The following is a 26,855-nucleotide window of genomic DNA, read 5'->3' on the forward strand; positions in this document are numbered from 1 at the left end:
TCTCGGACTCCACATCATACCGGCGGAGCGGCGGATCGATCTTCGGAGCGCTTCGCGGCAGTCTCGTCCCCACCGGAGGCGTGGGAATCCCGGCCCAGAAGAACGCCGGTGGTGCCGGTCAGGGTGAACAGGCGAAGGACCGCGGTGGACGGGGCGTGTGCCTGGAACGTCCGTCCCTCCGCCCGGCTGCCCTGAGCGGCCTTCAGGAGAGCATTGAGTCCGGCACAGTCACAGAACGCGACGGCGCTCAGGTCCACGTGAACGGCCGCGGCTCCGGTGCGCGAGACCTCCGCCATCGCGGCGGTGAACACGTGGACGGAGTCCTGGTCCATCGCCCCCGCCAGGACAAGGACGGTGCGTGCTTCCTCCTGACGCCGGTCGACGTACAGGAGTGGTGGGGTCTGCATCAGGCGTCCTCGCTACAAGCCCGCCGGTCGAGGGCCCGCCAGGTGGGGCGACCCGGCGTGAACGCCCGGTCGCCTGTCGTGAATGCTTGGTCGCCCCTCATGCCCGGCGGTGACTGGGCGCCGTCGCAGCCCGGTGCGGAAGTGTTCGCAGGTGGCCGGCGGCCACGGAAGCCGGGAGGCCGATGAGCTCGGCCGCCTGTCCATATCCATAGGTGTGACCGCCGAACAGGACCAGCCCGAGCAGTGTTTGGTCCTGTTCGGGCTGATCGTCTCCGCGGGACGGGCGGTTCCGGACACAGGCCGGATGCCGTCGTGGCCGCGCGGGTCGGTGTGGTGACGACTGCCTCGACGGCCCGGTCGAGGTCCCTGCACAGGAGCAGTGCCAGGGAGAACAGGGCGCCGCCGCGAGGCGGTCGGTCGAGGCTCCGGTGCGCCATGATCTCCACCTGTTTCGGCCGTAAGGTCAGAAACGGCCGGGGGCAGGGGCGCAGTTCACAGAGTAGGCCCTGGTACAGCGCGTGGCTACCCCTGCAGGCCGATGGCGGAGAGGGGCCGGAGCCCGTTGTGGCTTTCACGTCGATGTCGTGTGCCGACCGGGACGAGGGAGCAGCGCTCAGGGGGTGGTGGCCTCGGTGCGGCGCAGTGGGGCGCCTGCCTGGTGAAGGCTGTTGAGCGCCTGGCGGTAGGAGGTGATCAGGCCTGTCTCCAGGTAGGCCACGCTCAGTTCTTCGCAGTACCGCCGGACGATGATCTGCGCCCTGCGCAGGTTGGGGCTGGGCATGCTCGGGAAGAGGTGGTGCTCGATCTGGTAGTTCAGTCCGCCCAGGGCGATGTCGGTGAACCAGTTGCCGCGGACGTTGCGTGAGGTGAGGACCTGGCGGCGCAGGAAGTCCGGGCGGTCCTTGCCTGTCCGGATGGGCATGCCCTTGTGGTTGGGGGCGAAGACCGAGCCGAGGTACAGACCGAAGAGACACTGCTGGACGGCGAGGAAGGCGATCGCCATGCCGGGCGGCAGCACCAGGAACAGTGCGGTCAGGTAGACCACGAAGTGACCGATGAGCAGCGTCCCCTCCAGCCGTCGGTGCTTGAGCGAGCGGTTTGCCAGTGCCCGCACGCCCGACACATGCAGGTTGAACGCCTCCAGGGTGATCAGGGGGAAGAACAGATAGGCCTGCGAGCGGCCGATCAGCCGGGGCAGCCCCTTGGCCGAGCGGGCCTGGTCCTGGGACCAGACGATCAGGTCGGGTTCGATGTCGGGGTCGAGCTCGTCGTGGTTGGGATTGGCGTGGTGGCGGGTGTGTTTCTCCTGCCACCAGCCGTATCCCATGCCGATGCCGACGTTCGCGGCGATCCTCCCGGCGACCTCACTGGCCTTGCGCAGCCGGAACACCTGACGGTGGGCGATGTCATGTGCCAACAAAGCCACTTGGCCGAAGACCATGGCCAGGAAGGCGGCGACCGCCAGGGTCCACCAGCTGGCACCGACGAGGACGAAGGCGGTCCAGCCTCCTGCGTAGAGTGCCGTCACGGCCGCGATGCGGGCCGCGTAGTAGCCGGGACGCCGGACCATCAGACCATGGTCGGCGATCTTCTTCGACAGCCGGGAGAAATCACTCCCGGTCGTCCGCTCGGGGCGGACGAGGACTTCTGCGGTCATGAGCGCGAACCTTTCTCGGCCCGACACCCGGGCATTCCGCTGATGGGCGGTCACCGTGGTTCGGGGGAAAGCCAAGAACGTGACCGGTGTCGATGCGAACGGTGAATTGCGGAGGTGACCGTCTGCCACGCTCCGCGGGTCGGTGAGCTGTTCGTCCGCCGAGCCGACGGAAGAGGCCGTCACCGTTTCTGCGGATTCAGCCCGTCCGGAGCGTTGCGCGGGGATTTGTGAGCCTGGGGGGAGGACCGCTGCTGCTCAGCGTGATCGGTATTCGCTGCTCGGCGTCTTCCGGCTCCCGGGCGACCACGGCGTCCCGCTCGTGTGTCCTGCTCGGAATTGATGAGCTGTCGCACCGGTTCGGCCCCCAAAGAGCGATCGAGCGGCACGCACCGGGGGCTGGGGTGCCGTCGCGTCTGCGAGCGAGTTCGAGAACTCGTACGCGCTGATGTCTGCTTTCCCGCCCGTGGACAGCGGAGTGATGGTCGTCCGTGGTACGGGTAGTCCGTCCACCGTCTCACACGACTGGCCTGGTGACCAGGGAAAAGCGGTGGGTGAGCAGGATTTGTCGCTGTGAGGTGTTCGATCTCCTGGCCGCCGCCGACCACATCTCTACCTGAACGGGCCGGGGGGCGAGGCCGTCCATGACTGGGGGCGTGCGCACGAGCACTTCCACGAGGTCGTGCTCATCGACCGCTCAGCTGGACGGATCACGCTCCTCGTCGCTGCCGCGGTTCTCCGGCGTGCGGAAAGGACGACGTGCGCGGGGCGTATATCCCCATCGGTCCGGCTGCGGGAACACGAAAAAAGGGCCGGGGACCGGGAAAACCGCTTCCCGGCCCCCGGCCCCCGGCCCCGACCGCGAGACCGGCCCGCGCTATGAACAGGGACGCCGGTACTGCCACGAAGGGCAGAACCGCCGCAGTCAGCAGGGCGACGCCCCATCCCAGTGAGGCGGTCGCTCCCTCGGGCATTGTCGCTCGGCCCAGAGCGCTCAGCGTGTGCTGCGCGCCGTTGAACGCGAGGGGAAGTGCCGCGATCAGTCCCGGCAGAAGCGCTGCCCCGACCAGGGCTACTGCTCCGGCGGTGCGGGTCAGCGGACTCGTCGTCGTGCTTCCCACGTTTCTGCTCGTTTCCCGGTATTGCCGATTCGTTACCATCGCGGCGCGTACCAGCTGATGTTGTTGGCGAAAAGGGTCCACATTACTTCGGCGAAGACGTTGTTCGCCTTGGAGCAGGGCTTGTTCCGATTGCACCAGGTGTTGTTGGGTCCCCATGCCTTCACATCCAGCTGGAGTATCCCGTACTTCTTGCCCAGCCAGTTCGCACGTCGGCGGCGTGACGCCGAGTAGTCCCAGCACTCAACAGCCGCCTACCGGCGCATACCGGTTCCCGCCCGGGACGGCTCCCGGGCGGGGACTGCTCGTGCCCGTTCGGTGCTCTGCCGCTGCACGACCGGCCTCGCGCCGGCCGGGCGATTCGTTCAGGCGCCGGCCCGGAGGCGCAACCCTGCGAGGGTCAGGTCCAGCGCGGCGCGGAACTGCTCGATGTCGTCGTGCCCGTCGAACTCGTCGACGATCTCGTGCACGAAGGGGAAGTCGTCGGCGTCGAGCTCCCGCCACGTCGCGGCGAAGCGGCCGAGAAACTCGTCGCGGCCGACGGCACCGTCGAGAACCTCACGAGGCGGTTCCTGCCCCAGGTCGACCGCGGAGCCGACGACGACCGTCGTGATCGCCGAGACGGCGTGGAACCGCTGGCGCGCGGTGAGGTTCAGCCGGAGGATCGGCTGCCCCAGCTTGGCGTACAGGCGCAGGGCGTTGCCCTGGACGTCGGTGTTGCGCATGAAGTAGTTCCCGAGCCAGGGCCGCACCAGGATCGCGTCGAACAGCGTCAGTGACATCGCGCGCAGGTCGTCGATCGGGTCGTCGGCGGGCTTGAGGGCCTCGATGTCGGCGAGGACGCCGCCGATGACGTGATCGGTGGCACGGTCGAGCAGCTCGTCCTTGCTCGCGACGTACCAATAGACGCTGGCGACGCCACCCCCGAGACGCTGCGCGAGCGACCGGAACGTCAGCGCCGAAGGACCCGCCTCGTCGAGCAGCGCGACCGCCTCGGTGAGTACGGACTCCATCGAGTGCGAAGCTCGGCGGCGGCCGTTGGCGGCGGCACGGTTCTGGTGGCGCGGCATGGCCTCTGCCTCTTCGTTTGCATCTCTATCGAACGCTGTTCCATCGCACCGTATGGAACATCGTTCGATAGTCGAGCGGCGTTCGCTAGAAAGGAGCGCCGCCATGACGACCGCGATGCTGAAACCCCCCGCCTCCCGTACCTATCCCTCCCTGCGCGCCGCGTGGATCCCGCTGGCCGCCCTCTGCCTGGCCTTCTTCGTGGAGATGGCCGACAACACCCTGCTGTCGATCGCGCTGCCCACCATCGGACGCGACCTCGGCAGCAGGACCACCGCGCTGCAGTGGGTCACCGGCACGTACTCGCTGACCTTCGGCGGTCTGCTGCTCACCGCGGGTTCCATGGCCGACCGGCTCGGCCGCCGCCGCGTCCTGCTCGTCGGGCTCGCCGTGTTCGGCGCGCTGAGCCTGTGCGTCGTCCGGGTCACCACCGCGGGTGAGCTCATCGCCCTGCGCGCCGCGCTCGGCATCGCCGCCGCGGCGATGGCCCCGATCACGAACTCCCTGGTCTTCCGCCTCTTCGACGACAAGGCGCTGCGGATGCGCCCCATGACGCTGATGATCGTCGTCGGTATGTCCGGCTTCATCCTCGGACCGCTGATCGGCGGCACAGTCCTGGCCCACGTGCGCTGGGAGTGGCTGCTCGTCGTCAACGCCCCGATCGCGGTGATCGCCTGGATCGGGGTCCGACTCGGCGTCCCGGCCGACCGGCCCGAGGACCTGACCCGCGACCGGCTCGACCTACCGGGCGCCGCGCTGAGCCTCGCCGCCATCGGGCTGGCCTGCTATGCCCTGACCAGCGGCGTCGAGAACGGCTGGCTCTCCGTCCTCACCATCGGTTCGGTCGCGGGCGCGGTCGTCGCCACGACCGCCTTCATCCGGAACGAGCGCCGCAGCCCCGCCCCCATGCTGGACCTCTGCCTGTTGTCCAACGGCACGGTCCGCGGCGCCGCCGTGGCGCAGGTCGGTACGTCCATCGCGATGGCCGGCGTGATGTTCGGGCTCATCCTCCACTTCCAGTACGCGTACGGCTGGAGCCCCGTACGGGCCGGCCTCGCCAACCTGCCGCTGATCGTGACCATGCTGCTCGCGACGCCCGTGTCCGAGGGGCTGGCCCGCCGCTACGGCCACCGCGTCGCCTGCCTGGTGGGCGCGGCCTGCCTGGCCGTCGCACTGGCGGGACTGTCCTGGGGTGTCGAGCACGGCTACCTCGTCATCGCGCTCCGCATGGTGCTCATGACGATCGGACTCCGGACCGTCATGACGAACTGTGCGGTCGCGCTCGTCGACGCGATGCCGGCCAACCGCACCTCAATGGGCACCGCGCTCAACGACACCGCGCAGGAGGTCGGCACCAGCGTCGGCACCGCCACCGTCGGCACGCTGACCGCCGCGCTGGTCACCACCCAGCTCCCGGCCGGCGTGTGGAGCAGCGACCTCGTCGACTCCTTCTTCCACGGTGAGCGGATCGCCTACGCCGTGCTGGCCTTCGCCGTCGGCCTGATCGCGACGGCCGGTGCGCTGAGCCTCACGGACTCCCGCAATGTGGAGGAGGCAGCGCCCGCGGAGGCCACCTGACCGGACCACGATCCGTCCGGGCGGGCCGTACGCCTACGGACCGGGGGAATTCGGCGTACCGCAGCGCGGGAGCACAGAGCCGCCCGGCCAACGGCACGCAGCCTTACAGGTGTCCCTTGGTCGGGGTCGCTGATGATAAGTCAGATGGTGCCGACGTCCGGCCCCGGTGTGGTCATGGCGACGCGCACCTTCCGCCGCGCGCTCTCCCTCCGCCGGTGGCCATCGCGCAGACCTGGCCGGGACCCGGACGACGGAGGCTAGGACACCGCCTGGCCCTTGCCGAGGGCGATGACGCCGTTGTGCGAGACGGTGTAAAGCTCGCGGTCCCGTTCGGGGTTGACACCTATCGTCGCCCCGGGCGGGACGTCGACGTTCTTGTCGAGGATCGAGTTCCGCACGACCGCCCCCCTGCCGACGCGCACACCGTGGTGCAGCACGGAGCCCTGGACCACCGCGCCCTGCTCGACGATCACACCGGGCGAGAGCACCGACCCGGTGACCTGGCCACGGATCACGCAGCCCGGACTGACGATCGACTCACCGGCGATGCCTCCGGAGACGAAGCGGGCCGGGGCCTGGTGGCCCGCGTGGGTGTACATGGGCCAGCGTTGGTTGTAGAGGCTGAACAGTGGCTGCTCGGAGATGAGGTCCATGTGGGCCTCGTAGTAACTGTCCAGAGAACCCACGTCCCGCCAGTACCCGTGCTCGCGCTGCGTTTCGCCCGGCACGTGGTTGTCGTCGAAGTCGTAGACGTGCGCGGCCCCGCGCTCGGTGAGCATGGGCAGGATGGATCCGCCCATGTCGTGGACGGAGTCGTCGTCCTCGGCGTCCTGGTGGAGGGCGTCCACGAGAACCTTCGTGGAGAAGAGGTAGTTGCCCATCGAGGCGAAGACCTTGGTCGGGTCGTCGGGCAGGCCGGGCGGGTCGGAGGGCTTCTCCAGGAAGCGTTCCACGCGTGAGCCGTCGGAGGCCGGGGTGATGACGCCGAAGGCAGGGGCTTCCGCACGGGGCACCTTGATGCCGGCGACGGTGACGCCGGCGCCGCTCTCGATGTGCCGCTCCAGCATCTGGCGTGCGTCCATGCGATAGACATGGTCGGCTCCGAACACCGCTATGTAGTCGGGCTGTTCGTCGTGGACCAGGTTGAGCGACTGCAGGATGGCGTCCGCGCTGCCGAGGTACCAGCGCGGGCCGAGGCGCTGCTGGGCCGGGACCGGCGTGACGTAATTGCCGAGCAGGCTGGACATCCGCCAGGTGGTGGTCACATGGCGATCCAGCGAGTGTGACTTGTACTGGGTGAGAACGCAGATCCTCAGGATGTCCGCGTTGACGAGGTTCGACAGGACGAAGTCGACCAGCCGGTAGGTCCCGCCGAACGTCACCGCGGGCTTCGCCCGGTCGGCCGTCAGCGGCATCAGCCGTTTGCCCTCTCCTCCCGCAAGTACGATTCCGAGCACCGAAGGTCCAGCGCGCATGGCCACTCCCCCTCCTGAAACACCGAACCGTTCCCGGCTACACCTTTTTGACGATCTCCTCGTACACCTCGAGAGTCCGCCGGGCAACCATGTCCCAGCCGAACTCCCGCACCGCACGTTCACGTCCCGCCTCACCCATCCGCCGGGCCGCCGGAAGGTCGGCGAGCACCTGGCCGATCGCTTCGGCGAGATCCGCCTCGAACCGGGCCGGTTCGTCGGCCTCGTACGGTACGAGCAGTCCCGTGCCACCGTCGGAGACGACCTCGGGGATGCCGCCGACCGCGGAGGCGACCACCGCGGTGCCGCAGGCCATCGCTTCGAGATTGACGATGCCCAGAGGCTCGTACACGGACGGGCAGACGAACACGGACGCTCTGCTGAGGAGTTGGATGACGTCGGGGCGCGGAAGCATGTCCGGGATCCAGTGGACCCCGTCGCGCGAACGCTTCAGTTCGCCGACGAGTTCGCGGAACTCGGCCTCGATCTCCGGGGTGTCGGGCGCGCCCGCGCAGAGCACCAGCTGTGCAGAGGGATCGAGCCGATGGGCGGCGCGCAGCAGGTGCGGGACACCCTTCTGGCGCGTGATGCGGCCGACGAACAGGACGAAGGGGCGGTCCGGGTCGACACCCAGGCGGCGCAGTACGTCGACTCCGGGAGCGGGCCGGTACAGGCGGGTGTCGATGCCGTTGTGGACGACCCGGACCCGGTCGGGATCCAGCTGCGGGTAGCAGCCGAGGATGTCGGCACGCATTCCGTGCGAGACGGCGATCACCGCGTCGGCGGACTCCACGGCGGTGCGCTCGGCCCAGCTCGACAACGCGTAACCACCGCCGAGCTGTTCGGCCTTCCAGGGCCGCAGGGGCTCCAGCGAATGGGCGGTCACCACATGCGGGATGCCGTAGAGCAGTCCGGCGAGATGGCCCGCGAGGTTGGCGTACCAGGTGTGCGAGTGGACGAGGTCGCGGCCTTCGAGCGCGGCGGCGATGGACAGGTCCACGGAGAAGGCGCGCAGCGCGTCGTTGGCACCGTCCAGCTCCCGGCCGGGCCGGTGCCGGACCAGCCCGTCCGAGGCCCCTTCGCCCCAGGAGTGGACCTGCAGATCGGTGAGCGGGCGCAACTCCCTTGCCAGGAACTCGACATGGACACCGGCGCCCCCGTAGACGTCCGGCGGGTACTCACGACTCAGCAGTCCCACCTTCACGGCTGTCCCCCTCGTGTCGTCGATGACCTTCTTCCCTTGATGGCCACTCACATGCCTCTGCGGAGGAAGAACACAGCGGCGCACGGTCTCCAGGCCCCGCATGGCGCGATAGGCGCAGGGGTTGGTGCGGCACACCGGGCACAACCCGCCGCCGTCACAGCGTCGGTGACAACGGCAGAGCAGATGTGGCGACCACCATTCTGGTGACGCCGCGGCTCGCGCAGCTCGGGCAGCTCGTGGAGATCAGCTTCACGGCCAGGCTGAGGGCGTAGGCGACGGGATCGGCCGCACCCATCGAGGTGGTCGATCCGTGGACCCCCGTGGTGCGCCGGCTCGCGTTGTCCAGGTCTTTCGGGACGCGCCCGCGGTGATCGGCGATCCGCAGTCGGTCGATCCGCACGGCCCGGTCGGTAGCCTGGTCACACAACCGGCAGGCGCAGCGGAGGCGCCCCGGCGGTAGAACGCAGCACACAGTCCGGACGCACCCCGCGCCCGAAGTCAGTGGTGCGAACGGAGAGGCAAGAATGCGGTCCATCATTCCCGACTATCTGGCCGAGGCACTGGGAGATGTGGAGCCGGACGACTCCGGAGAACCTGCGGCCTACATCCCCGAGCTGGCGGCGGCGGACCCCGAGCGCCTGGGCGCGGCCTTCGCCACCGTCGACGGTCAGGTCTACGGCGCCGGTGACATTGATGTCCCGTTCACCATTCAGTCGATCTCCAAGCCGTTCGCGTACGCGCTGGCCCTCGCCGACCGCGGGTTCGCTCCGGTGCTGGCCAAGGTCGGCGTCGAGCCGTCAGGAGAGGCGTTTAACGAGATCTCCCTCGAAGGCGGCACCGGACGACCGTTCAACCCCATGATCAACGCCGGCGCCATCACCGTTCACTCACTGGCCGGCGCGGAGGGATCACGTCCGGCGGAGCGGGTGGAACGCGTAATCGACGGCCTTTCGGCCTTCGCCGGCCGTCGGCTGGTGATGGATGAGGAGGTGTGCGCGTCGGAGATGGCGCACGCGCACCGCAACCTCGCGATAGCGCACATGCTGCGCAGCCACGACGTCCTGACCGAGGACGCCGGGGCGGTCGTGGACGGCTACACGCGGCAGTGCTCCGTGCTCGTCACGACGCGGGATCTGGCCATGATGGCGGCGACGCTGGCCAACCGCGGCGTGAACCCGCTCTCGGGTGAACAGGTGGTGCCGGAACCGGTGGTGCGACAGGTGCTGAGCGTGATGTTGAGCTGCGGAATGTACGACGCGGCCGGTGACTGGACAACCCAGGTCGGCATCCCCGCGAAGAGCGGGGTGGCCGGTGGCCTGATCGGTGCGCTTCCCGGACGCATCGGCATCGCCACGTTCTCGCCGCGTCTGGACCGTCACGGCAACAGCGTACGCGGGGTGTCTCTGTTCGAGCGGTTCTCCTCGGACATGGGCCTGCACGTGATGGAGGTACCCTCCGCCGGACGGGCGGTCCTACGGTCCAACCACGTCGTCGGCAGCGGACCGGGCGCGCTCCGCGTCCTGGAACTCCAGGGCGGCATCGGCTTCGCGGGAGCCGAGCGCGTGGTGCGGGAGGTCCTGGAGACGGCTGCCCCGGAGACGCGGGTGGCCATCGACCTCACACGCGTCCACGCGATCGACGACGTGGCACGGCGGATGGTACTGGAAATCGCGCGCCGACTGACGCTGGACGACCACGAGGTCTATCTCGTCGATCCGGAAGCGGTCATTCCCGACCCCGAACCCGGAGACGGCGGCCAGGTCACTGTCGTCCGCGAGGTGGATCAGGCGATGCTCCCCTCTGCCTGAGCACCTCTCTTTCGGTACGGGCTGCTGCGTGGTTCCGCGCCCCGGGCGTCGGGCCGGCCGTCGCGCGTCGACATATTCGGCACAGCACGTCTCCTGGCGCCCACCGGTGGGTGGTGGGGCAGACCTTCGCCCGGCCGCACGGCTTCCGCCGACCACGCGTGCGCCGGGAAGGCCGGACCCACGTCCACCAAGCCGTCATCGAGCCGGTTCGCTGTCTCACCACCCACCGTCAATTCCGTTCACTGTGTCGGCCGTTGTCCACGGCGGACGCGCCCTAACCTCGGAACGTCTCCAGCAGCCGCAGCCACACCTCACTGATCGTCGGGTACGCCGGAACCGCGTGCCACAGCCGGTCGATGGGGACCTCGCCCGCGACCGCGATCGTCGCGGAGTGCAGGAGTTCGCCGATTCCGGGGCCGACGAACGTCACGCCGAGCAGGATCTCCCGGTCCAGGTCCACGATCATCCGCGCGCGGCCCCGGTAGCCGTCGGCGTACAGGCCGGAGCCGGAGACCGAGGCGAGGTCGTAGTCGACGGCGCGGACGCGGTGGCCCGCATGTTCGGCTTCGGCGAGGGTCAGGCCGACGGATGCGGCCTCGGGATCGGTGAAGACGACCTGGGGGACCGCCGCGTGGTCGGCGGTGGCCGCGTGGGCGCCCCAGCGGTCCGTCTCCAGGAGCGGGACCTTCTGGGCGCGGGCGGCGATCGCGGCTCCCGCGATGCGGGCCTGGTACTTGCCCTGGTGGGTGAGGAGAGCGCGGTGGTTGACGTCCCCGACCGCGTACAGCCAGGTCGTGCCCTCGACCCGGCAGCTGTCGTCCACCGTGAGCCAGGAGCCGGGCTCCAGGCCGACCGTCTCCAGGCCCAGGTCGTCGGTGCGCGGCGCCCGGCCCGTGGCGAAGAGGATCTCGTCGGCCTCGATCCGGCCGCCGTCGTCCAGCTCCACGGTGACGGGTCCGTCCGGTGCGGGCCGGTGCACGGCGGTGACGGAGACGCCGGTACGGATGGTGGCGCCGGCCTCCGTCAGCGCCTCGGCCACCAGCTCGCCCGCGAAGGGCTCCATCTTGGGGAGCAGGCCCTTGCCGCGGATCAGCAGCGTCACCTCGGCGCCGAGCGCCTGCCAGACGGTCGCCATCTCCACGCCGACCACTCCCCCGCCGACGACCACGAGCCGGCCGGGCGCCTCCTTGGCGCTGGTGGCCTCGCGGCTGGTCCAGGGGCGGACGTCGGCGATGCCGGGCAGGCCGGGGACGACGGCCCGGGTGCCGGTGCACACGGCGACGGCGTGCCGGGCGGTGAGCCGGTGCACGGTGCCGTCGGGGGCGGTGACGGCGACCGCGCGGGGGCCGGTGAGGCGTCCCGTACCGCGGTAGATGTCCGCTCCGACGCTCTCCAGCCAGGCGACCTGGCCGTCGTCCTTCCAGTGGGCGGCCTCGTCGTCCCGGTGGGCGAGGACGGCCTGTACGTCCAGGGGGCCCTGCACGGCGGCGCTCAGGCCCGGGACGCGGCGGGCGTCCGCGCGGGCGACCACCGGGCGCAGCAGGGCCTTGCTCGGCATGCACGCCCAGTACGAGCATTCACCGCCGATCAGCTCGGACTCCACCACGGCCGTGCTGAGCCCGGCGGCGCGGGCCCGGTCGGCCACGTTCTCCCCTACCGGACCTGCACCGATGACCACCACGTCGTACTCGGAAACGTCCACCGCGTCAGTCGCTGCATCTGTCATGGAGACAGTGTCCTCGTGAGTGTGCGCCCCGGCCACATGGGCAGGCGGAATAGCGCAAGTGCAGTCACCGTTGTGCCGGAACAGGTCCGAACGGGCACAGGAAGAGGTATCTGAAGCATGAGCACCGTAGAGCTCACCAAGGAAAACTTCGATCAGGTCGTCAGTGACAACGGCTTCGTCCTGATCGACTTCTGGGCTTCCTGGTGCGGCCCCTGCCGACAGTTCGCGCCGGTCTACGACTCGGCGTCCGAGCGCCACCCCGACCTGGTCTTCGCGAAGGTCGACACGGAGGCGCAGCAGGAGCTGGCGGCCGCCTTCGAGATCCGGTCCATCCCGACGCTGATGATCGTCCGGGACAACGTCGCGGTCTTCTCGCAGCCCGGCGCCCTGCCGGAGGCGGCCCTGGAGGACGTCATCGGCCAGGCCCGGAAGCTGGACATGGACGAGGTCCGCAAGTCCGTGGAGGAGCAGAAGCGGGCGGCGGAGGCCGGGCAGGGACAGCCGGAGGCCCAGTAGCCGCCGTACCGGCGCACGGCGCGAGCCGAGGGGCCCTGATCCGACACCGCGGAAGCGGTGGTCGTGCGGTCGGGGCCCTTCCGTCGTGTCCGGGTGCGGCCGTCCGTCATGCCCGGGTAGGGCCGTCCGTTCAGCCGGCCTGGCGGTTCCCCTCGGCTACGTGGACCGACATTCCGGGGTCCAGCTCGTCGCCGTCGATCAGCACGGCCTCGACCGTGCGGGTCTCCGGGTCGATGTCCGCCTCCATGCCCTCGCCCGCGTACCGGGGGTAGCCGGAGGCCCCCGTCTCGCCGGTGGCGGCCACGACCGCCGAGCGGATCGGCCTTCCGGGGGCTCCGGTCCGTGTCCTGCTGTGGTCGGGGATCAGGAGGAGCTCGTAACTCTGCGGATGACTCATGGACCCGACGCTAGACATCCGCCGGTCGCCGCGCATGTCGTCGCGGCGGACCCGCCCTAGCTGGACTCGCGGTGGACGGCGCTGGTGCGCAGCAGGTCGTGGTGGACAGGGGCGTTGCCCGGGTGGTGGACGAGACGGTCGATGGTCTCGGCCAGCGCGTGCTCCATGGCGAGCTCCATCCGGACCGTGCTGAGGCGCGGCCGCAGCAGTCTGCCGAGCAGCAGGTCGTCCGCTCCGACGACGGCCGTGTCCCCGGGTATCGCGACGCCCGCGTCCTGGAGTGCCCGCATCAGGAGCATGGCGTACTCGTCGTTGTACGCGAACACGGCGTCCAGGCCCAGTTCCGGCCAGCGCTCCGCGAGCTCCGCCGCGGACTCCTCGTCGTAGCGGAGCGGGAGGGGCAGGATGTTCGCCCCGGCCGGTTCCGCGGTCTGCCGGGCCCCGGTGAGGCGGGGGCCGGAGAACGGCTCCAGGCCGGGTTCCCGGGGCATGACCACCCCGATGCGGCGGCGGCCCCGGGCCAGCAGGTGCCCGACCGCGCTGGCGCCGACCCGCCGCTGGTCCATGACCAGTCCGTGGGCGCCCCCCACCGGCTCCGGGCCGAGCGTGATCACCGCCTTGGCGCCGGAGCGGGTGAGGACGTCCGTGCCGTGCGGGGTGAGGGTGATGCCGGGAGGGACGACGACGGCGACGGGCCGCAGTTCGGCCCAGGCCCTGACCGCCTCGTCGTCGGCGAGGCCGGCGCTGCCGTACTGGACGACGGTGTAGTCCAGGCGGCGCAGTCCCGCCTGGAGTTCCTGGAAGAAGCGCTGGTGCAGCGGGCCCGCCGGTATGTGGCCGGAGGGCAGCAGCACCAGGCGGCTGTGTCCGGCGCGCAGGCTGCGGGCGGCCGCGTGCGGGACGTAACCGAGTTGTGTGGCGGCCTCCCTGACGCGGTGCCGGGTCGGTTCGCTGATCCGGACGGTGGCGTTGTTGTTCAGGACGTACGACACGGTGGCCCGGGAGACTCCGGCGAGGCGCGCGACATCCGCGCTGGTCGGGACGGAGACTTCGGCGGGCTGCTTGGGTAACTGGCTCATGGCGTCCGGCAGTCTTCCAGATCCGCCGGGCCGGGCCGCGCCCCGGGGGCGCCGGGCCGCGGCGGCTCGCCGCGGCCCCCGTTCGGCGGACCCGCTCCCGGGATCGGGCCGTGCACGTCCTACGGTGTTGCGATGACGTTCCACCACAGCGCACAGCGCACCGACAGCCCGCCCGTACCTCCCGGCAGCACCGGTCCGACCGCCACCGTCCAGGCCGATCCGCACGAGGTCGGCCCGGTCCGATCCTCGTACGCGCCCGACCGTGACGGCGACCCCGATCCGGGCGAGATCGTCTGGACCTGGGTGCCGTTCGAGGAGAACGACGGGCGCGGCAAGGACCGGCCGGTTCTCGTCGTGGCCCGGGAACCGGCGGGGACGCTGCTCGCCGTCCAGCTCTCCAGCAAGCGGCACGACATGGACCACGAGTGGGTGGCGCTGGGTGCCGGTCCCTGGGACAGCTCCGGCCGGCAGTCCTGGGTCGATCTGGACCGGGTGCTGCGGGTCCACGAGGACGGGATGCGGCGCGAGGCGTGCGCGCTGGACCGGGACCGGTTCGATTCCGTCACCGGGCGGTTGCGGGAGCGGTACGGCTGGAGCTGACCGGCGCTCGCCGGTGTGCAGCGTACGGCGCATGCTGGTCGTGGCAGCGGTGCGCCGGCAACCGCTTTCCGGTGGCTCGGGGGCACTCTTGTGCGATCCCGGGGTACGGGTTTGGGTGGTAGGTACGCAACTGAGAAGGAGGCGCCCCATGTCCTCGGACACACCCGGCGGCCCCGGCCCACGCCTGGACACCGCACCCCTCGACGAGGGTGCGGCACAGGATTTGCTGCGCGGCATATGTTTCAAGACGGGTCCCCCTCGCATCGTGGGGGTGGAACTCGAATGGCTCATCCATGACCGGGAACATCCCGCCGTCCCCGTCGGCGGGGATCGGCTCGACAGCGCGGTCGCGGCGCTACGCGAGCTGCCCCTGAGTGCCGCACTGACGTTCGAGCCGGGCGGGCAGCTGGAGCTCAGCTCACAGCCGGCCGGCTCCCTGATGGAGTGCATCGAGACGACCGCGGCGGATCTGGCCGCCGTCCGGGGTTCGCTCGGCCGGGCCGGGCTGGCACCGGTCGGGCTCGGCGTGGACCCGTGGCAGACGCCGCACCGCAGGCTGCGCGAGCCGCGTTACGACGCGATGGAGGCGGCGCTCGACCGGGCGGGCCCGGCCGGGCGGGCGATGATGTGCACCTCCGCCTCCGTGCAGGTCTGTCTGGACGCGGGCGAGGAGGAGCCGGGGCCGCTCGGCTACGGGCGGCGCTGGCAGCTCACCCATCTGCTCGGTGCCGTCCTGGTGGCCGCGTTCGCCAACTCGCCGTTCCGGCAGGGCCGCCGGACCGGCTGGAAGTCCACGCGGCAGGCCCTGTGGGCCGATCTCGACCCCGTACGGACGCTGGCGCCGGGCGGCGGGCTTCCGCCGCGCGAGGCGTGGGCCTCGCACGTGCTGGACACGACCGTGATGTGCGTGCGCCGCGAGGAGGGCCCCTGGGACGTACCGGAGGGTCTCACCTTCCGGGAGTGGATCCGCACGGGTGCGCCCCGCCCGCCGGTCCAGGCCGATCTCGACTACCACATCACCACCCTCTTCCCGCCGGTCCGGCCGCGCGGACACCTCGAACTGCGCATGATCGACGCGCAGAGCGGCACCGACGGGTGGCTGGTGCCGCTCGCCGTCGCCACCGCCCTGTTCGACGACCCGGAGGCCGCCGAGACCGTGTACCGCACCGTGAAGCCCCTGGCCGAGTCGGCGGGTTCCGCAGCCGCGCCGCGCAACCCGCTCTGGACGACGGCCGCCCGTGAGGGCCTGGCCGATCCGGAGCTGCGGGCGGCGGCCGTCGTCTGCTTCGAGACGGCGCTCACCGCGCTGGACCGGATGGGCGCCTGCAAGGCGGTGCAGGACACCGTGGCGGCCTTCAACGACCGGTATGTGGCCCGGGGCCGATGTCCGGCCGACGACCTGCTCCGACCGGGCGCTCTCGCCGGCCTGTCCCTGCTGACCGGCTCCCCGGACGGCCCCGCGAACGGGCCGGCCGCTCCGCCGCACTCCGGAAGGGTGACCTCAGCATGACCGACGACCGCGCCCCCTCCGCGCCCGCCGCGGACGGCTTCCCGCCGGCCCCCGGCAGCCACGACCCCGAGACACTGCGCCGGCGCGCCCTCGACGCGCTGCTGACCGCCCGCGCGCGCACCGCCACCCTGACCGACAGCGTGGAGGACGGCGAACTCAGCGCCCAGCACTCCCCGTTGATGTCCCCGCTCGTCTGGGACCTGGCTCACATCGGCAACCAGGAGGAGCAGTGGCTGCTCCGGGCCGTGGGCGGCCGGCAGGCGCTGCGCCCCGAGATAGACGGGCTGTACGACGCCTTCGAGCACCCACGCTCCGCACGGCCCTCGCTGCCGCTGCTGGCGCCCGCCGAGGCGCGGACGTACGCCTCCGACGTCCGGGGCAGGGCCCTGGACATCCTGGAGGCCGCCCCGCTCCATGAGGGCGGGCGGCCGCTGGAGCGGGCCGGGTTCGCCTTCGGGATGATCGCCCAGCACGAACAGCAGCACGACGAGACCATGCTGATCACCCATCAGCTCCGCTCGGGCCCGGCCGCGCTGACCGCACCCGCGCCGCCCGATCCCACCGACGCCGGGTCCCTGCCCGGTGAAGTCCTCGTCCCGGCGGGCCCGTTCACCATGGGAACCTCCGCCGAGCCGTGGGCACTGGACAACGAACGGCCCGCGCACCGGCGGGAGGTGGCCGCGTTCCATCTGGACACCTCTCCCGTCACGTGCGGCGCGTATCAGCGGTTCATGGCGGACGGCGGGTACACCGACCCCCGCTGGTGGGCGCCCGAGGGCTGGGACATGGTCCGTGAACACGGGCTGAGCGCCCCGCTGTTCTGGCACCGCGACGCCGGGCAGTGGCTGCGCCGCAGGTTCGGGGTGACCGAGCCGGTGCCGGAGGACGAGCCGGTGCTGCACGTCAGCTGGTTCGAGGCGGACGCGTACGCGCGCTGGGCGGGCAGGCGGCTGCCCACCGAGAGCGAGTGGGAGAAGGCCGCCCGGCACGATCCCGCCACGGGGCGTTCGCTGCGCTACCCCTGGGGCGATACGGACCCGACACCCGAGCACGCCAATCTGGGCCAGCGCCATCTGCGCCCGGCCCTGGCCGGCGCGTATCCGGCGGGCCGGGCGCCGTCCGGCGCGGGTCAGCTGATCGGCGATGTGTGGGAGTGGACGTCGAGCGACTTCCTGCCCTATCCGGGCTTCGTGGCGTTCCCCTACCGGGAGTACTCCGACGTGTTCTTCGGGCCGGGCCACAAGGTCCTGCGAGGCGGCTCGTTCGCCGTGGACCAGGTCGCCTGCCGGGGCACGTTCCGCAACTGGGACCTGCCGGTGCGGCGGCAGATCTTCTCCGGATTCCGCACCGCGAGGAACGCCTGATGTGCCGCCATATCGCCTATGTGGGCGATCCGGTGGCCCTCGGGACAGTGCTCTCCGAGCCGCCGCACTCCCTGGTGCGCCAGTCCTGGGCGCCGCGCCGCCAGCGGTACGGCACGGTCAACGCGGACGGCTTCGGGGTCGGCTGGTACGCGGACGGCGACCCGGTGCCCGGCCGCTACCGGCGCCAGGGGCCGATCTGGCACGACCAGACGTTCACCGATCTGGCCCGGGTGGTGCGGTCCACCGCGCTGCTCGCCGCCGTACGGGACGCCACCGAGGCGGGTGCGGACGGGGAGGCCGCGGCCGCGCCCTACGCCGCCGGGCGGCTGCTCTTCAGCCACAACGGCGCGGTACCGGGCTGGCCCGCGTCCCTGGCGGGCCCGGCCGCCGCCCTGCCCGCGGAGGAACTGCTCTCGCTGGCGGCGCGCAACGACTCCGCTCTGGTCTGGGCGCTGATCCTGCACCGCGTCGCCGCCGGGGACGATCTGCCGACAGCGGTGGCGGAGACCGTCCGTGAGGTCGCGGAAGCGGCCCCCGGATCCCGGCTCAACCTGCTGGTCACCGACGGCACCGCCATCGTGGCCACCGCCTGGGGCGACACCCTCTGGCACCTCCACGACCCGGGCCGCTCGACCGCGGTGGCCTCGGAGCCGTACGACGACGATCCGCGCTGGCGCGAGGTCCCCGACCGCACCCTGCTGGTCGCGACCTCCGCAGACGTCACCCCCACACCGCTCAAGGAGCCCGTCGCGTGAGCCCTTTCCTGCTGACCCGCACCCTGCCGGAGGACGCGACGGACGCGGCGCTGCGCGCCGATGTCCTGAGCGGGCTGACCCGGCACCCGAAGACGCTGCCGCCCAAGTGGTTCTACGACGCGCGCGGCAGCGAACTGTTCGAGGAGATCACCCGGCTGCCCGAGTACTACCCGACCCGCGCGGAGCGGGAGATCCTGGAGGAGCGCTCCGAGGAGATCGCCGCGGCCTCGGGGGCCCGGACCGTGATCGAGCTGGGCTCGGGCTCCTCGGAGAAGACCCGTCATCTGCTGGACGCCCTGCCGGAGCTGCACAGTTACGTGCCGGTGGACGTGAGCGAGAGCGCGCTGACGGGGGCGGCCGAGGCGCTGCTCGCCGAGCGCCCCGGGCTCTCCGTGCACGCGCTCATCGCGGACTTCACCGGCGGTCTGGCGCTGCCCGGCACGCCGGGGCCCCGGCTGGTCGCCTTCCTGGGCGGCACGATCGGCAATCTGCTCCCCGACGAGCGGGCCACGTTCCTGCACTCGGTGCGCTCGCTCCTGTCCCCCGGCGACGCGCTGCTGCTCGGCACGGATCTGGTCAAGGACGAGGAGACGCTGGTCGCGGCGTACGACGACGCGTCGGGGGTGACGGCGGCCTTCAACAAGAACGTGCTGAACGTCGTCAACCGGGAGCTGGGCGCGGACTTCCCGCTCGAGGACTTCGAGCATGTCGCCGTGTGGAACCGGGAGCAGCGGTGGATCGAGATGCGGCTGCGCGCCCGCCGGGCGCTGAGCGTGAAGATCCGGGAGCTGGACCTGGTGGTGCCCTTCGAGGCCGGTGAGGAGCTGCGTACGGAGGTCTCGTCGAAGTTCCGCCAGGAGGACGTCCGCGAGGAGCTGGCCGCCGCCGGGCTCGACCTCGCTCAGTGGTGGACGGACGCGGCCGGGCGGTTCGCCCTGTCGCTGGCCACGGCGGTCTGACCCGCCGCTGCCCGGGCCGTCGTCGTCCGGTCGGTACCGACGACGGCGGCCCGGGCGGCGCGGGCCAGTGCGCGGCGGCCGGGATCGCCGCTCGCGGGGACGGACGCCCGAGCGCCTGCGGGGATCGGGGCGAGGACGTCGACCTCGGCGGTGAGCCCGGCCGCCCGCACCACCCGCCAGAGGGAGGCGGCGAGCGGATCGTCCCCGACGAACGCGACGGCGCCCGCGGTGCCGTAGGTGATGCGGACCGGTCGTACGGAGACCTCCGCGTCGATCGCCGCCTGGAACACGGCCGGCCGGAACACCCCGCCGCTCCCCCGCCCGCACCACGTGCTGCCCTCGGGGAACGCCACCACACGGGAGCCCGCGCGCAGCGCCGCGGCGACGGTGCCCACGGCCCCCGGCAGCTCGCGCAGCCGGTCCCGGTCGACGAAGAGCGTGCCGCCGAGCCCGGCGAGCCGTCCGAGCAGGGGCCAGCCCCCGACCTCGCTCTTGGCGAGCATCCGGCCGGGCAGCACGGAGGCGACGAGTGGGATGTCCAGCCAGGAGATGTGGTTGGCGACGACGAGCTCGCCCTCGGAGCCGGGGGCGTACGGATGCACCCGGACCGTCACCCGTACGCCGAAGGCACGCGGTACGCCCCGCGCCCAGCGCCGCACCAGCCACCCGCGCGGGGCCGCCGGGAGCAGCCGGACCGGCAGGGCGCAGGCCACCCCCAGCAGGGTCCACGCGCTCCCCGCGAGGAGCCGCAGGACCGCGGGGAGCGGGGCCCGGACCGCTCCGGTGTGCCGGGCGCAGGCCTGCGGGGTGCAGGGGGCCACGGGCAGCCAGGCGCTCACGCCTGCGGGACGGGCGGCGTTCATGGCTGCGGGACGAGGGAGAGGAAGTGGCGCAGGTAGCGCGGGTCGGTGCGGCGCAGCGAGAGCAGGACGTACAGGTCGGCGACGTTGAACTCGGGGTCGTACGCCGGGGCTCCGCAGACCCAGGCACCGAGCCGCAGATAGCCGCGGAGCAGGGGCGGCAGGTCGGCCCGGGAGCCGGGGCCGGCGTCGGGGTGGGCGGAGGAGTCCCAGAGGCGGTGCGGGGTGACCCAGTACTCCTCGGGGGCCAGATGTGCGGTGCGTACGGTGTTCCAGCTGCGGGCGGCGAGCGTGCCGCCGTCAGCCAGCGGCAGGGAGCAGCAGCCCGCCAGCCAGGTGTGGCCCGAGCGTTCCATGTAGCGGGCGAGTCCGGCCCAGACGAGGGCGATCACGGCGCCGTCGCGGTGGGCGGGGTGGACGCAGGAGCGGCCGACCTCGACGAGGTCGTCGCGGATCGGGGCGAGGCGGGTGAGGTCGAACTCGCTCTCCGCGTAGAGCCGGCCGGCTATCCGGGCACGGTCGGGCGGCAGCAGGCGGTAGGTGGCGACGACCTCGCCGGTCGCGGTCTCGCGGACCAGCAGGTGGTCGCAGTACGCGTCGAACGCGTCGCTGTCGATGCCGGGTTCGGGCCCCTCCAGCCTGGCTCCGAGCTCACCGGCGAACACCTGGTGGCGCAGGCGCTGCGCGGCGCGTACGTCCTCCTGACCGGTGGCGAGGGAGACCCGGTAGGCCGGTTCGGGGAAACGGTGGGCGGAGGAGGCGGGCGGGGCGGACCGGGTGGGTACCGAGGCGGGCGGGGCGGTGGGCAGCACGGTCATGGCAGTCTCCGGGGACGGATCAGCGAGGGCGGCTGCCGGGCCTTCGCGGGGAGCGAAGGCCCGGCCCCTTACTTCTTCCGTCACCGGCTGGATTCGACGTGACCGCTGTGGAGCGCGGGGATGTGCGACGGCTGAATCCCCAGGGCCGCCGCCCGTGCGGGGCGGCCGCCGGATCAGCTGCCGGCGAGCATGGCCGTGATGCGCTCCGACGCCTTCTTAGCCGCCGCGGCCGGGTCGGCGCCCGTGAGCACCGCCGTCATGTACGGCTTGATCGGGTTCTCCGCCTCGACCTTGGCCCACTGCGAGGAGTTGGGCGTGGCGCGTCCCTGGCTCGCCCCTTCGGCCATCGCGGCGGTGCCCTCCTCGCCCTCGACGACATGGGCGAGCCGGGGCTTGTTGGGGACGTAGCTCATGGAGCGGGCGAGTTCGGTCTGCCACTTCTCGCTCGCCAGCGCCTTGACGACGGCGATACCGGCGCTGCGCTGGTCGGCGTTCTTCGGCACGATGAGGTCCGAGCCGCCGGTGAAGACGGAGCCGGGGGCCTTGGCGGTCTTCCCGGGAATGGGGAAGTAGCCGAGCTTTCCCTTGAGTTCGGGATTCTTCTGCTCGATGAGCGCGGCGCTCCCGGGGAGCGAGATGATCTGGGCGACGTCTCCCTCGGCGAATACGTCGTTCTGCGGGGGCTTCTCCTCGTCGGAGTCCATGGGCCCGTCGCCGAGCGCCTGGAGTTCCTTGTAGAAGTTCATTCCGGCGAGCGCCTCGGGGGTGTCCAGCGTGCCCCGCCAGTCACCGCCGCCGCCCTCGGCGAGTTCGCCGCCCTCGTCCCAGATGAATCCGGCCAGCACGTACCAGTTCTGGCCGGCCAGATAAATGCCCTGCTTGCCCTGGGTGTTGAGCTTCTCGGTGGTCTTGAGCCACTCGGCGCGGGTCTTGGGGGTGGCGGCGATGCCCGCGTCCTTGAAGGTCTCCTTGTTGTAGATCACCACGCGGTTGGCCGCGTACCAGGGGATGCCGTACTGCACACCGCTGATCTGGCCGGGCTGGGCGAGGCCGGGCAGCCAGTCCTCGCTGCCGAGGTCGCGCATCGATTCGAGGGTGAGGTCGCGCAGGCCGCCGCTCTCCGCGTACTGCGCCACCTGCGTGTTTCCGACCTCGATCACATCCGGGGCGTCATCGCTCTGCAGCGCGTCCAGGACCTTGGGGCCGATGCCGCCCCATTCCTGAATCTTGAACTCCAGTTCGATGGAAGGGTTCTCCTTCTCGTACGAGCTGGTGAACTTCTCCAGGAATCCCGACGAGACGCTGTCCTTCATCAGCCACACCGTCACCGTGCGGTCACCGCCACCCGAACCGGAGAAGTAGCCACATCCGCTGAGCGTGACGGACGAAACGAGCGCGACGGCTCCGATGAGTATGCGGTTCTTCACGTAGTCACCTTCTGCGAAACGACACGACGAAATCAGGACCCGGTGTGGGGGGATTGCGGGCGACGCTCGCACGGGTGTTTGGCTGAATTTTGGTATGGACCAATGAGTAGGTCAAGACGCGCGCTCGTCCTGATTCGCCCCACTCGCCCTCTCGCGCGACACCCGGGATTGAGGCACCGTGGTCACCAGAGAGGAGACAAAATATGTCCAACCACACCTATCGGGTCACCGAAATTGTAGGAACCTCTGAGGAGGGCATCGACGCGGCGATCCGGAACGGCGTCGCAAGAGCCGCAGAAACGTTGCACAATCTCGACTGGTTCGAGATTAACCAAGTTCGCGGCCATATCGAGGATGGCCGAATCGCGCACTATCAAGTCGGACTGAAGGTGGGCTTCCGGCTCGACGAAAACGCCTGATCAGGTACGCCCGTCGCGCTCCTGTGCATCCTTCAGCGCCTGCGACGGGTCGAACCAGCGGGCCCGCACCACAGGGAATCCGGCCACTTCGGCCGCATCGCAGACCAGCTCGTCGTCGTCGACGAGCATGCGCACCTCACGCGAGCGGCCCAGCCGCCGGAGGATGTCCAGCTTCGTCCGGCGGGCCGGGCGCCGGTCGTCGTTGCGCCGCATGAACAGCTGCCCCTCGGGCAGCCCCTGACGGCTCAGCCACTCCACTGTGGCCCGGCGGCAGCGCTCGGGCCGCCCGGTCAGATAGACGATCTCGCACTCCTCGGCGCTGCCGTGCACGAGCGCCACCCCTTCGGCCAGCGGCGGATCGTCCGGGGCGGCCGCGAAGAAGCCGGACCAGTCGCGCTTCGCGCCCTCCAGGAAGTGCTGCCGGTGGGCCGTGTCGGCGAGCGTGCCGTCGAGGTCGAATACGGCCAGCGGCCGGGCGTCGTTGTTCACCCGGCCAGCTTAGGAAGCCCCGGCGCCTTCCGCCTCGGGAAGCCGCGGCCGTGAAGCTTTTCGTTCGGATCGCGCCACGGGAATCCTCACCGGTCGGGGGCGTTGAAGAGGGTGTGAGCTCTGTGATCGCCTCGACCCGGTTTTCCCTCCTGGACCGCTCCCGCACCCGTGCGGGGCATGACGGCCCCCAGGCACTGCGCGACACCGTGACGCTGGCGCGGGAGGTGGAGGCGCTGGGCTATCACCGCTTCTGGGTCTCCGAACACCACAGCGTGCCGGGCGTCGCGGGGTCGGCGCCGACGGTCCTCGCCGCCGCCGTCGCCGCCGCGACCTCCACCATCCGGGTCGGGACCGGCGGGGTGATGCTCCCCAACCACCAGCCGCTCGTCGTGGCCGAGCAGTTCGGGGTGCTCGCCTCCCTCTTCCCCGGCCGGATCGACATGGGGCTCGGCCGTTCCGTGGGGTTCACCGACGGCGTACGCCGGGCGCTCGGCCACGGCAAGGAGGACGCGGAGGACTTCCCGGGCCGCCTCGCCGAGCTGCTCGGCTGGATCGACGGCACCCAGCACGCCCACCCCCAGGTGCACGCCCGCCCGGCGGAGGGCCTGCGCATCCCCGCGTACGTCCTGGCGATCGGCGAGGGTGCGGCGGTCGCGGCGGCCGCCGGACTCCCCCTCGTCATCGGGGACCTGCGCGGCCGCGAGAAGGTGCTGCGCGCCATCGAGGTGTACCGCAGGGACTTCCGCCCCTCGGCCCGCACCGAACGCCCCGAGGTGATCGTCTCCGGCACCGTCGCCGTCGCCGCCACCCAGAAGGCCGCCCGGCGCCTGCTGGTCCCGGAGGCCTGGGCCATGGCGTACGCCCGTACCCACGGCAGCTTCCCCCCGCTGGCGCCGGCCGAGGAGATCGAGAGCCGCACGATGACCGACAAGGAGCGCGCGCTGTACGAGCGCGGGTTCGACGGCCACATCCACGGCACCGAGGAGCAGGTGACGGAGCAGCTGGAGACGGCGATCAAGGAGACCGGGGCGGACGAGGTGCTCGTCACGACCAGTACGTACGACCGTGAGGCTCTGGTGGATTCGTTGCGGCGGCTGGCCGGGATCGTACGGCAGGGCCGCTGAGCGGTCCGGGCGGGCCCGCACCACCACCCGCGCCTAGAATCGAACCGTTTGTCCCCCCTCATGTACGGAGCCGAGCCCCATGCACTCCGCCCACGATCCGTACGTCCGGGTGCGCGGCGCGCGCGAGCACAACCTCCAGGACGTGAACGTCGACATCCCGCGCGACACCCTCACGGTCTTCACCGGGGTCTCGGGGTCCGGCAAGTCCTCGCTGGCGTTCGGGACCCTCTACGCCGAGGCCCAACGGCGCTACTTCGAGTCGGTCGCCCCTTACGCGCGCCGGCTCATCCACCAGGTGGGCGCACCCGCCGTCGGGGAGATCACCGGGCTGCCGCCCGCGGTCTCCCTGGAGCAGCGGCGCTCCGCACCCGGGGCCCGGTCGTCGGTGGGGACGGTCACCACGCTCTCCAACTCGCTGCGGATGCTGTTCTCCCGGGCCGGGGACTACCGGGCGGGGGCCGAGCGGCTCGACTCCGACGCGTTCTCCCCCAATACGGCGGCCGGGGCCTGCCCCGAGTGCCACGGCCTGGGCCGGATCCACCGGACGGACGAAGAACTGCTCGTCCCCGACCCCTCGCTGTCGATCCGGGACGGCGCGATCGCCGCTTGGCCGGGGGCCTGGCAGGGGAAGAACCTGCGGGATGTGCTGGACACCCTCGGGTACGACGTCGACCGGCCGTGGCGTGAGCTGGCGGCGAAGGACCGGGAGTGGATCCTGTTCACCGACGAGCAGCCGGTGGTGACGGTGCATCCGGTGCGGGACGCGGGGCGGATCCAACGCCAGTACCAGGGAACGTACATGAGCGCCCGGCGCTATGTGCTGCACACCTTCGCCGACACGAAGAGCCGGACGCTGCGGGCGAAGGCCGAGCGTTTCCTGACCAGTGGGCCGTGCCCGGTGTGCGGCGGTAGCCGGCTTCGGCCGGAGGCGATGGCGGTGACCTTCGCCGGGCGGACCATCGCGGAGCTGGCCTCCCTGCCCATCTCCGAGCTGGCCGAGGTGCTCTCCGGCGCCGGTGCGGGCGGTGAGGAGACGGCCCGGGTGCTGACGGCCGATCTGCTGGCCCGGATCGGCACGGTGACGGAGCTGGGCCTCGGCTATCTGAGCGTGGACCGTACGGCTCCGACGCTCTCCTCGGGCGAGTTGCAGCGGCTGCGGCTGGCGACCCAGCTCCGTTCGGGGCTCTTCGGGGTCGTCTACGTACTGGACGAGCCGTCGGCCGGGCTGCACCCCGCCGATACGGAGTCCCTGCTCGCGGTGCTCGGCCGGCTCAGGGAGGCCGGGAACTCGGTCTTCGTGGTGGAGCACCAGATGGATGTGGTGCGGCGGGCGGACTGGCTGGTGGACGTGGGCCCGCTGGCCGGGGAGCACGGCGGGCGGGTGCTGCACAGCGGGCCGCCGGAAGGGCTGGCCCGGGTGCCGGAGTCGGCGACGCGGCGGTTCCTGTTCCCGGAGGAGGACGAGCCCGCGCCCGTACGGGAGCCGCGCACCCCTTCCGGGTGGATCCGGCTCTCCGGCGTGGAACGGCACAACGTGCGCGGGGTCGACGCGGCGTTCCCCCTCGGGGTGTTCACGGCGGTGACCGGTGTGTCCGGTTCGGGCAAGTCGACCCTGGTGGGGCAGGTGCTGGCCGGGGTGCTGGCGGACCGGCAGGCGGGCGAGGAGGCGGGCGCGGGCGAGCAGTTCTGCGCCGAGGCCACCGGGCTGGAGGCGGTGGACCGGCTCGTCCAGGTCGACCAGAAGCCGATCGGGCGGACGCCCCGGTCCAACCTGGCCACGTACACCGGGCTGTTCGACACCGTACGGAAGCTCTTCGCGCAGACGGATACGGCGCGGGAGCGGGGCTACACGGCGGGGCGGTTCTCGTTCAACGTGAGCGGCGGGCGGTGCGAGACCTGCCAGGGCGAGGGGTTCGTCTCGGTGGAGCTGCTCTTCCTGCCGAGCACGTACGCGCCCTGCCCGGACTGCCACGGCGCGCGCTACAACCCGCAGACCCTGGAGGTCACGCTGCGCGGGCTGACGATCTCTCAAGTCCTGGACCTGACCGTGGAGTCGGCGTCGGGTTTCTTCGCCGGGACGCCGGCCGCCGAGCGTGCGCTGACCACCCTGCTGGACGTGGGGCTCGGCTATCTGCGGCTCGGGCAGCCCGCCACCGAGCTGTCCGGCGGCGAGGCTCAGCGGATCAAGCTCGCCTCCGAGCTCCAGCGCACCCGGCGCGGGCACACGCTGTACCTGCTGGACGAGCCGACGACCGGTCTGCATCCGGCCGATGTCGAGGTGCTGATGCGGCAGTTGCACGGTCTGGTCGACGCGCACAACACGGTGGTGGTCGTGGAGCACGACATGGCCGTGGTGGCGGGCGCCGACCATGTGATCGACCTGGGGCCCGGCGGCGGGGACCGGGGCGGCCGGATCGTGGCGACCGGTGCGCCGGACGGGGTGGCGCGGGCGGCGGAGAGCCGTACCGCGCCGTATCTGGCGAAGGCGCTGGGGAGTTGATCC

At 71.4% G+C, this 26,855-nt stretch carries 24 protein-coding genes; 11 read left to right on the forward strand and 13 right to left on the reverse strand.

All coding sequences use genetic code 11. The features are described 5' to 3' along the window. Nucleotides 1-14: 14 nt before the first annotated feature. The 3 genes from ACK8N7_RS03515 to ACK8N7_RS03525 form a co-directional block, all read right to left on the reverse strand. Entirely contained in the window at nucleotides 15-407 is a 393-nt protein-coding gene (locus ACK8N7_RS03515) for an STAS domain-containing protein (RefSeq protein WP_403210870.1), read from the reverse strand. 613 nt (nucleotides 408-1,020) lie between these two features. Further along, entirely contained in the window at nucleotides 1,021-2,064 is a 1,044-nt protein-coding gene (locus ACK8N7_RS03520; protein ID WP_500440887.1) for a fatty acid desaturase family protein, read from the reverse strand. Nucleotides 2,065-3,544: 1,480 nt separating this feature from the next. Then, on the reverse strand, nucleotides 3,545-4,192 hold the full coding sequence (locus tag ACK8N7_RS03525; protein ID WP_500445672.1) for a TetR/AcrR family transcriptional regulator: 648 nt from the start codon (nucleotides 4,190-4,192) through the stop codon (nucleotides 3,545-3,547). 160 nt (nucleotides 4,193-4,352) lie between these two features. On the opposite strand from ACK8N7_RS03525, the gene ACK8N7_RS03530 reads away from it, so the two are divergent. Then, the gene (locus ACK8N7_RS03530) at nucleotides 4,353-5,825 is read left to right on the forward strand and encodes an MFS transporter (RefSeq protein ID WP_500440888.1); all 1,473 of its coding nucleotides are present in this window, start codon (nucleotides 4,353-4,355) and stop codon (nucleotides 5,823-5,825) included. Nucleotides 5,826-6,082: 257 nt separating this feature from the next. On the opposite strand, the gene glgC is transcribed toward ACK8N7_RS03530, so the two are convergent. From glgC to ACK8N7_RS03545, 3 genes are all read right to left on the reverse strand, one after another. Continuing rightward, a complete protein-coding gene (glgC, locus tag ACK8N7_RS03535) occupies nucleotides 6,083-7,300 on the reverse strand; it encodes a glucose-1-phosphate adenylyltransferase (protein ID WP_403210866.1) in 1,218 nt (405 codons plus the stop codon). 37 nt (nucleotides 7,301-7,337) lie between these two features. Next, a complete protein-coding gene (gene glgA / locus ACK8N7_RS03540) occupies nucleotides 7,338-8,501 on the reverse strand; it encodes a glycogen synthase (RefSeq protein ID WP_500440890.1) in 1,164 nt (387 codons plus the stop codon). Between the two features lie 154 nt (nucleotides 8,502-8,655). Then, nucleotides 8,656-8,901, reverse strand: coding sequence for a hypothetical protein (locus ACK8N7_RS03545; protein ID WP_500440892.1), 246 nt, complete (start codon nucleotides 8,899-8,901; stop codon nucleotides 8,656-8,658). A gap of 124 nt (nucleotides 8,902-9,025) precedes the next feature. Here ACK8N7_RS03545 and ACK8N7_RS03550 point away from each other — a divergent pair, with 124 nt between their 5' ends. Beyond that, complete coding sequence (locus ACK8N7_RS03550; RefSeq protein WP_500440894.1) at nucleotides 9,026-10,309, forward strand: glutaminase; 1,284 nt, start codon at nucleotides 9,026-9,028, stop codon at nucleotides 10,307-10,309. A gap of 274 nt (nucleotides 10,310-10,583) precedes the next feature. Here ACK8N7_RS03550 and ACK8N7_RS03555 read toward each other — a convergent pair whose 3' ends face one another. Continuing rightward, nucleotides 10,584-12,035, reverse strand: a complete 1,452-nt coding sequence (locus ACK8N7_RS03555; RefSeq protein WP_403210858.1) for a dihydrolipoyl dehydrogenase family protein — start codon at nucleotides 12,033-12,035, stop codon at nucleotides 10,584-10,586. Between the two features lie 117 nt (nucleotides 12,036-12,152). Between ACK8N7_RS03555 and trxA the strand changes: the two genes are divergently transcribed. Continuing rightward, entirely contained in the window at nucleotides 12,153-12,551 is a 399-nt protein-coding gene (trxA, locus tag ACK8N7_RS03560; protein ID WP_403210856.1) for a thioredoxin, read from the forward strand. A 130-nt stretch (nucleotides 12,552-12,681) separates the two neighbouring features. Here the strand turns inward: trxA and ACK8N7_RS03565 are convergent, their stop codons facing one another. Next, nucleotides 12,682-12,948, reverse strand: a complete 267-nt coding sequence (locus ACK8N7_RS03565; protein ID WP_403210854.1) for a hypothetical protein — start codon at nucleotides 12,946-12,948, stop codon at nucleotides 12,682-12,684. A 56-nt stretch (nucleotides 12,949-13,004) separates the two neighbouring features. Next, a complete protein-coding gene (locus ACK8N7_RS03570; RefSeq protein WP_403210852.1) occupies nucleotides 13,005-14,027 on the reverse strand; it encodes a LacI family DNA-binding transcriptional regulator in 1,023 nt (340 codons plus the stop codon). Between the two features lie 132 nt (nucleotides 14,028-14,159). On the opposite strand from ACK8N7_RS03570, the gene ACK8N7_RS03575 reads away from it, so the two are divergent. The 5 genes from ACK8N7_RS03575 (at nucleotide 14,160) to egtD (ending at nucleotide 19,215) form a co-directional block, all read left to right on the forward strand. Then, nucleotides 14,160-14,627, forward strand: coding sequence for a type II toxin-antitoxin system PemK/MazF family toxin (locus ACK8N7_RS03575; protein ID WP_500440897.1), 468 nt, complete (start codon nucleotides 14,160-14,162; stop codon nucleotides 14,625-14,627). A gap of 148 nt (nucleotides 14,628-14,775) precedes the next feature. Next, a complete protein-coding gene (gene egtA / locus ACK8N7_RS03580; protein WP_403210848.1) occupies nucleotides 14,776-16,137 on the forward strand; it encodes an ergothioneine biosynthesis glutamate--cysteine ligase EgtA in 1,362 nt (453 codons plus the stop codon). Next, nucleotides 16,134-17,501 carry an ergothioneine biosynthesis protein EgtB gene (egtB, locus tag ACK8N7_RS03585; RefSeq protein ID WP_500440899.1) on the forward strand — a complete coding sequence of 456 codons (1,368 nt, stop codon included), beginning with the start codon at nucleotides 16,134-16,136 and terminating at the stop codon, nucleotides 17,499-17,501. The genes egtA and egtB overlap by 4 nt, the downstream gene beginning before the upstream one ends. Then, nucleotides 17,501-18,256, forward strand: coding sequence for an ergothioneine biosynthesis protein EgtC (egtC, locus tag ACK8N7_RS03590; protein WP_403210844.1), 756 nt, complete (start codon nucleotides 17,501-17,503; stop codon nucleotides 18,254-18,256). Before egtB ends, egtC begins: the two co-directional genes overlap by 1 nt. Beyond that, nucleotides 18,253-19,215 (forward strand): L-histidine N(alpha)-methyltransferase, encoded by a 963-nt coding sequence (gene egtD / locus ACK8N7_RS03595; protein ID WP_403210842.1) that lies wholly within the window; start codon nucleotides 18,253-18,255, stop codon nucleotides 19,213-19,215. Before egtC ends, egtD begins: the two co-directional genes overlap by 4 nt. Here the strand turns inward: egtD and ACK8N7_RS03600 are convergent. The 3 genes from ACK8N7_RS03600 to ACK8N7_RS03610 all read right to left on the reverse strand — a co-directional run bounded on the left by ACK8N7_RS03600 (nucleotide 19,158) and on the right by ACK8N7_RS03610 (nucleotide 22,320). After that, a complete protein-coding gene (locus ACK8N7_RS03600; protein WP_500445674.1) occupies nucleotides 19,158-20,054 on the reverse strand; it encodes a lysophospholipid acyltransferase family protein in 897 nt (298 codons plus the stop codon). The two genes, egtD and ACK8N7_RS03600, sit on opposite strands and share 58 nt — an antisense overlap. Before the next feature lie 20 nt (nucleotides 20,055-20,074). After that, a complete protein-coding gene (locus ACK8N7_RS03605) occupies nucleotides 20,075-20,893 on the reverse strand; it encodes a GNAT family N-acetyltransferase (protein ID WP_403210840.1) in 819 nt (272 codons plus the stop codon). Between the two features lie 173 nt (nucleotides 20,894-21,066). After that, a complete protein-coding gene (locus ACK8N7_RS03610; protein WP_403210838.1) occupies nucleotides 21,067-22,320 on the reverse strand; it encodes an extracellular solute-binding protein in 1,254 nt (417 codons plus the stop codon). 203 nt (nucleotides 22,321-22,523) lie between these two features. On the opposite strand from ACK8N7_RS03610, the gene ACK8N7_RS03615 reads away from it, so the two are divergent. After that, on the forward strand, nucleotides 22,524-22,739 hold the full coding sequence (locus tag ACK8N7_RS03615; RefSeq protein ID WP_018513053.1) for a dodecin: 216 nt from the start codon (nucleotides 22,524-22,526) through the stop codon (nucleotides 22,737-22,739). Here ACK8N7_RS03615 and ACK8N7_RS03620 read toward each other — a convergent pair whose 3' ends face one another. Then, nucleotides 22,740-23,228 carry a phosphatase domain-containing protein gene (locus ACK8N7_RS03620; RefSeq protein WP_500440903.1) on the reverse strand — a complete coding sequence of 163 codons (489 nt, stop codon included), beginning with the start codon at nucleotides 23,226-23,228 and terminating at the stop codon, nucleotides 22,740-22,742. Nucleotides 23,229-23,350: 122 nt separating this feature from the next. On the opposite strand from ACK8N7_RS03620, the gene ACK8N7_RS03625 reads away from it, so the two are divergent. After that, entirely contained in the window at nucleotides 23,351-24,352 is a 1,002-nt protein-coding gene (locus tag ACK8N7_RS03625; RefSeq protein ID WP_500445676.1) for an MsnO8 family LLM class oxidoreductase, read from the forward strand. A gap of 79 nt (nucleotides 24,353-24,431) precedes the next feature. After that, nucleotides 24,432-26,852 carry an excinuclease ABC subunit UvrA gene (gene uvrA / locus ACK8N7_RS03630; RefSeq protein ID WP_500440905.1) on the forward strand — a complete coding sequence of 807 codons (2,421 nt, stop codon included), beginning with the start codon at nucleotides 24,432-24,434 and terminating at the stop codon, nucleotides 26,850-26,852. Nucleotides 26,853-26,855: the final 3 nt, after the last annotated feature.

Source organism: Streptomyces griseobrunneus (assembly GCF_046713465.1).
In the GTDB taxonomy this organism is placed as follows: domain Bacteria; phylum Actinomycetota; class Actinomycetes; order Streptomycetales; family Streptomycetaceae; genus Streptomyces; species Streptomyces microflavus.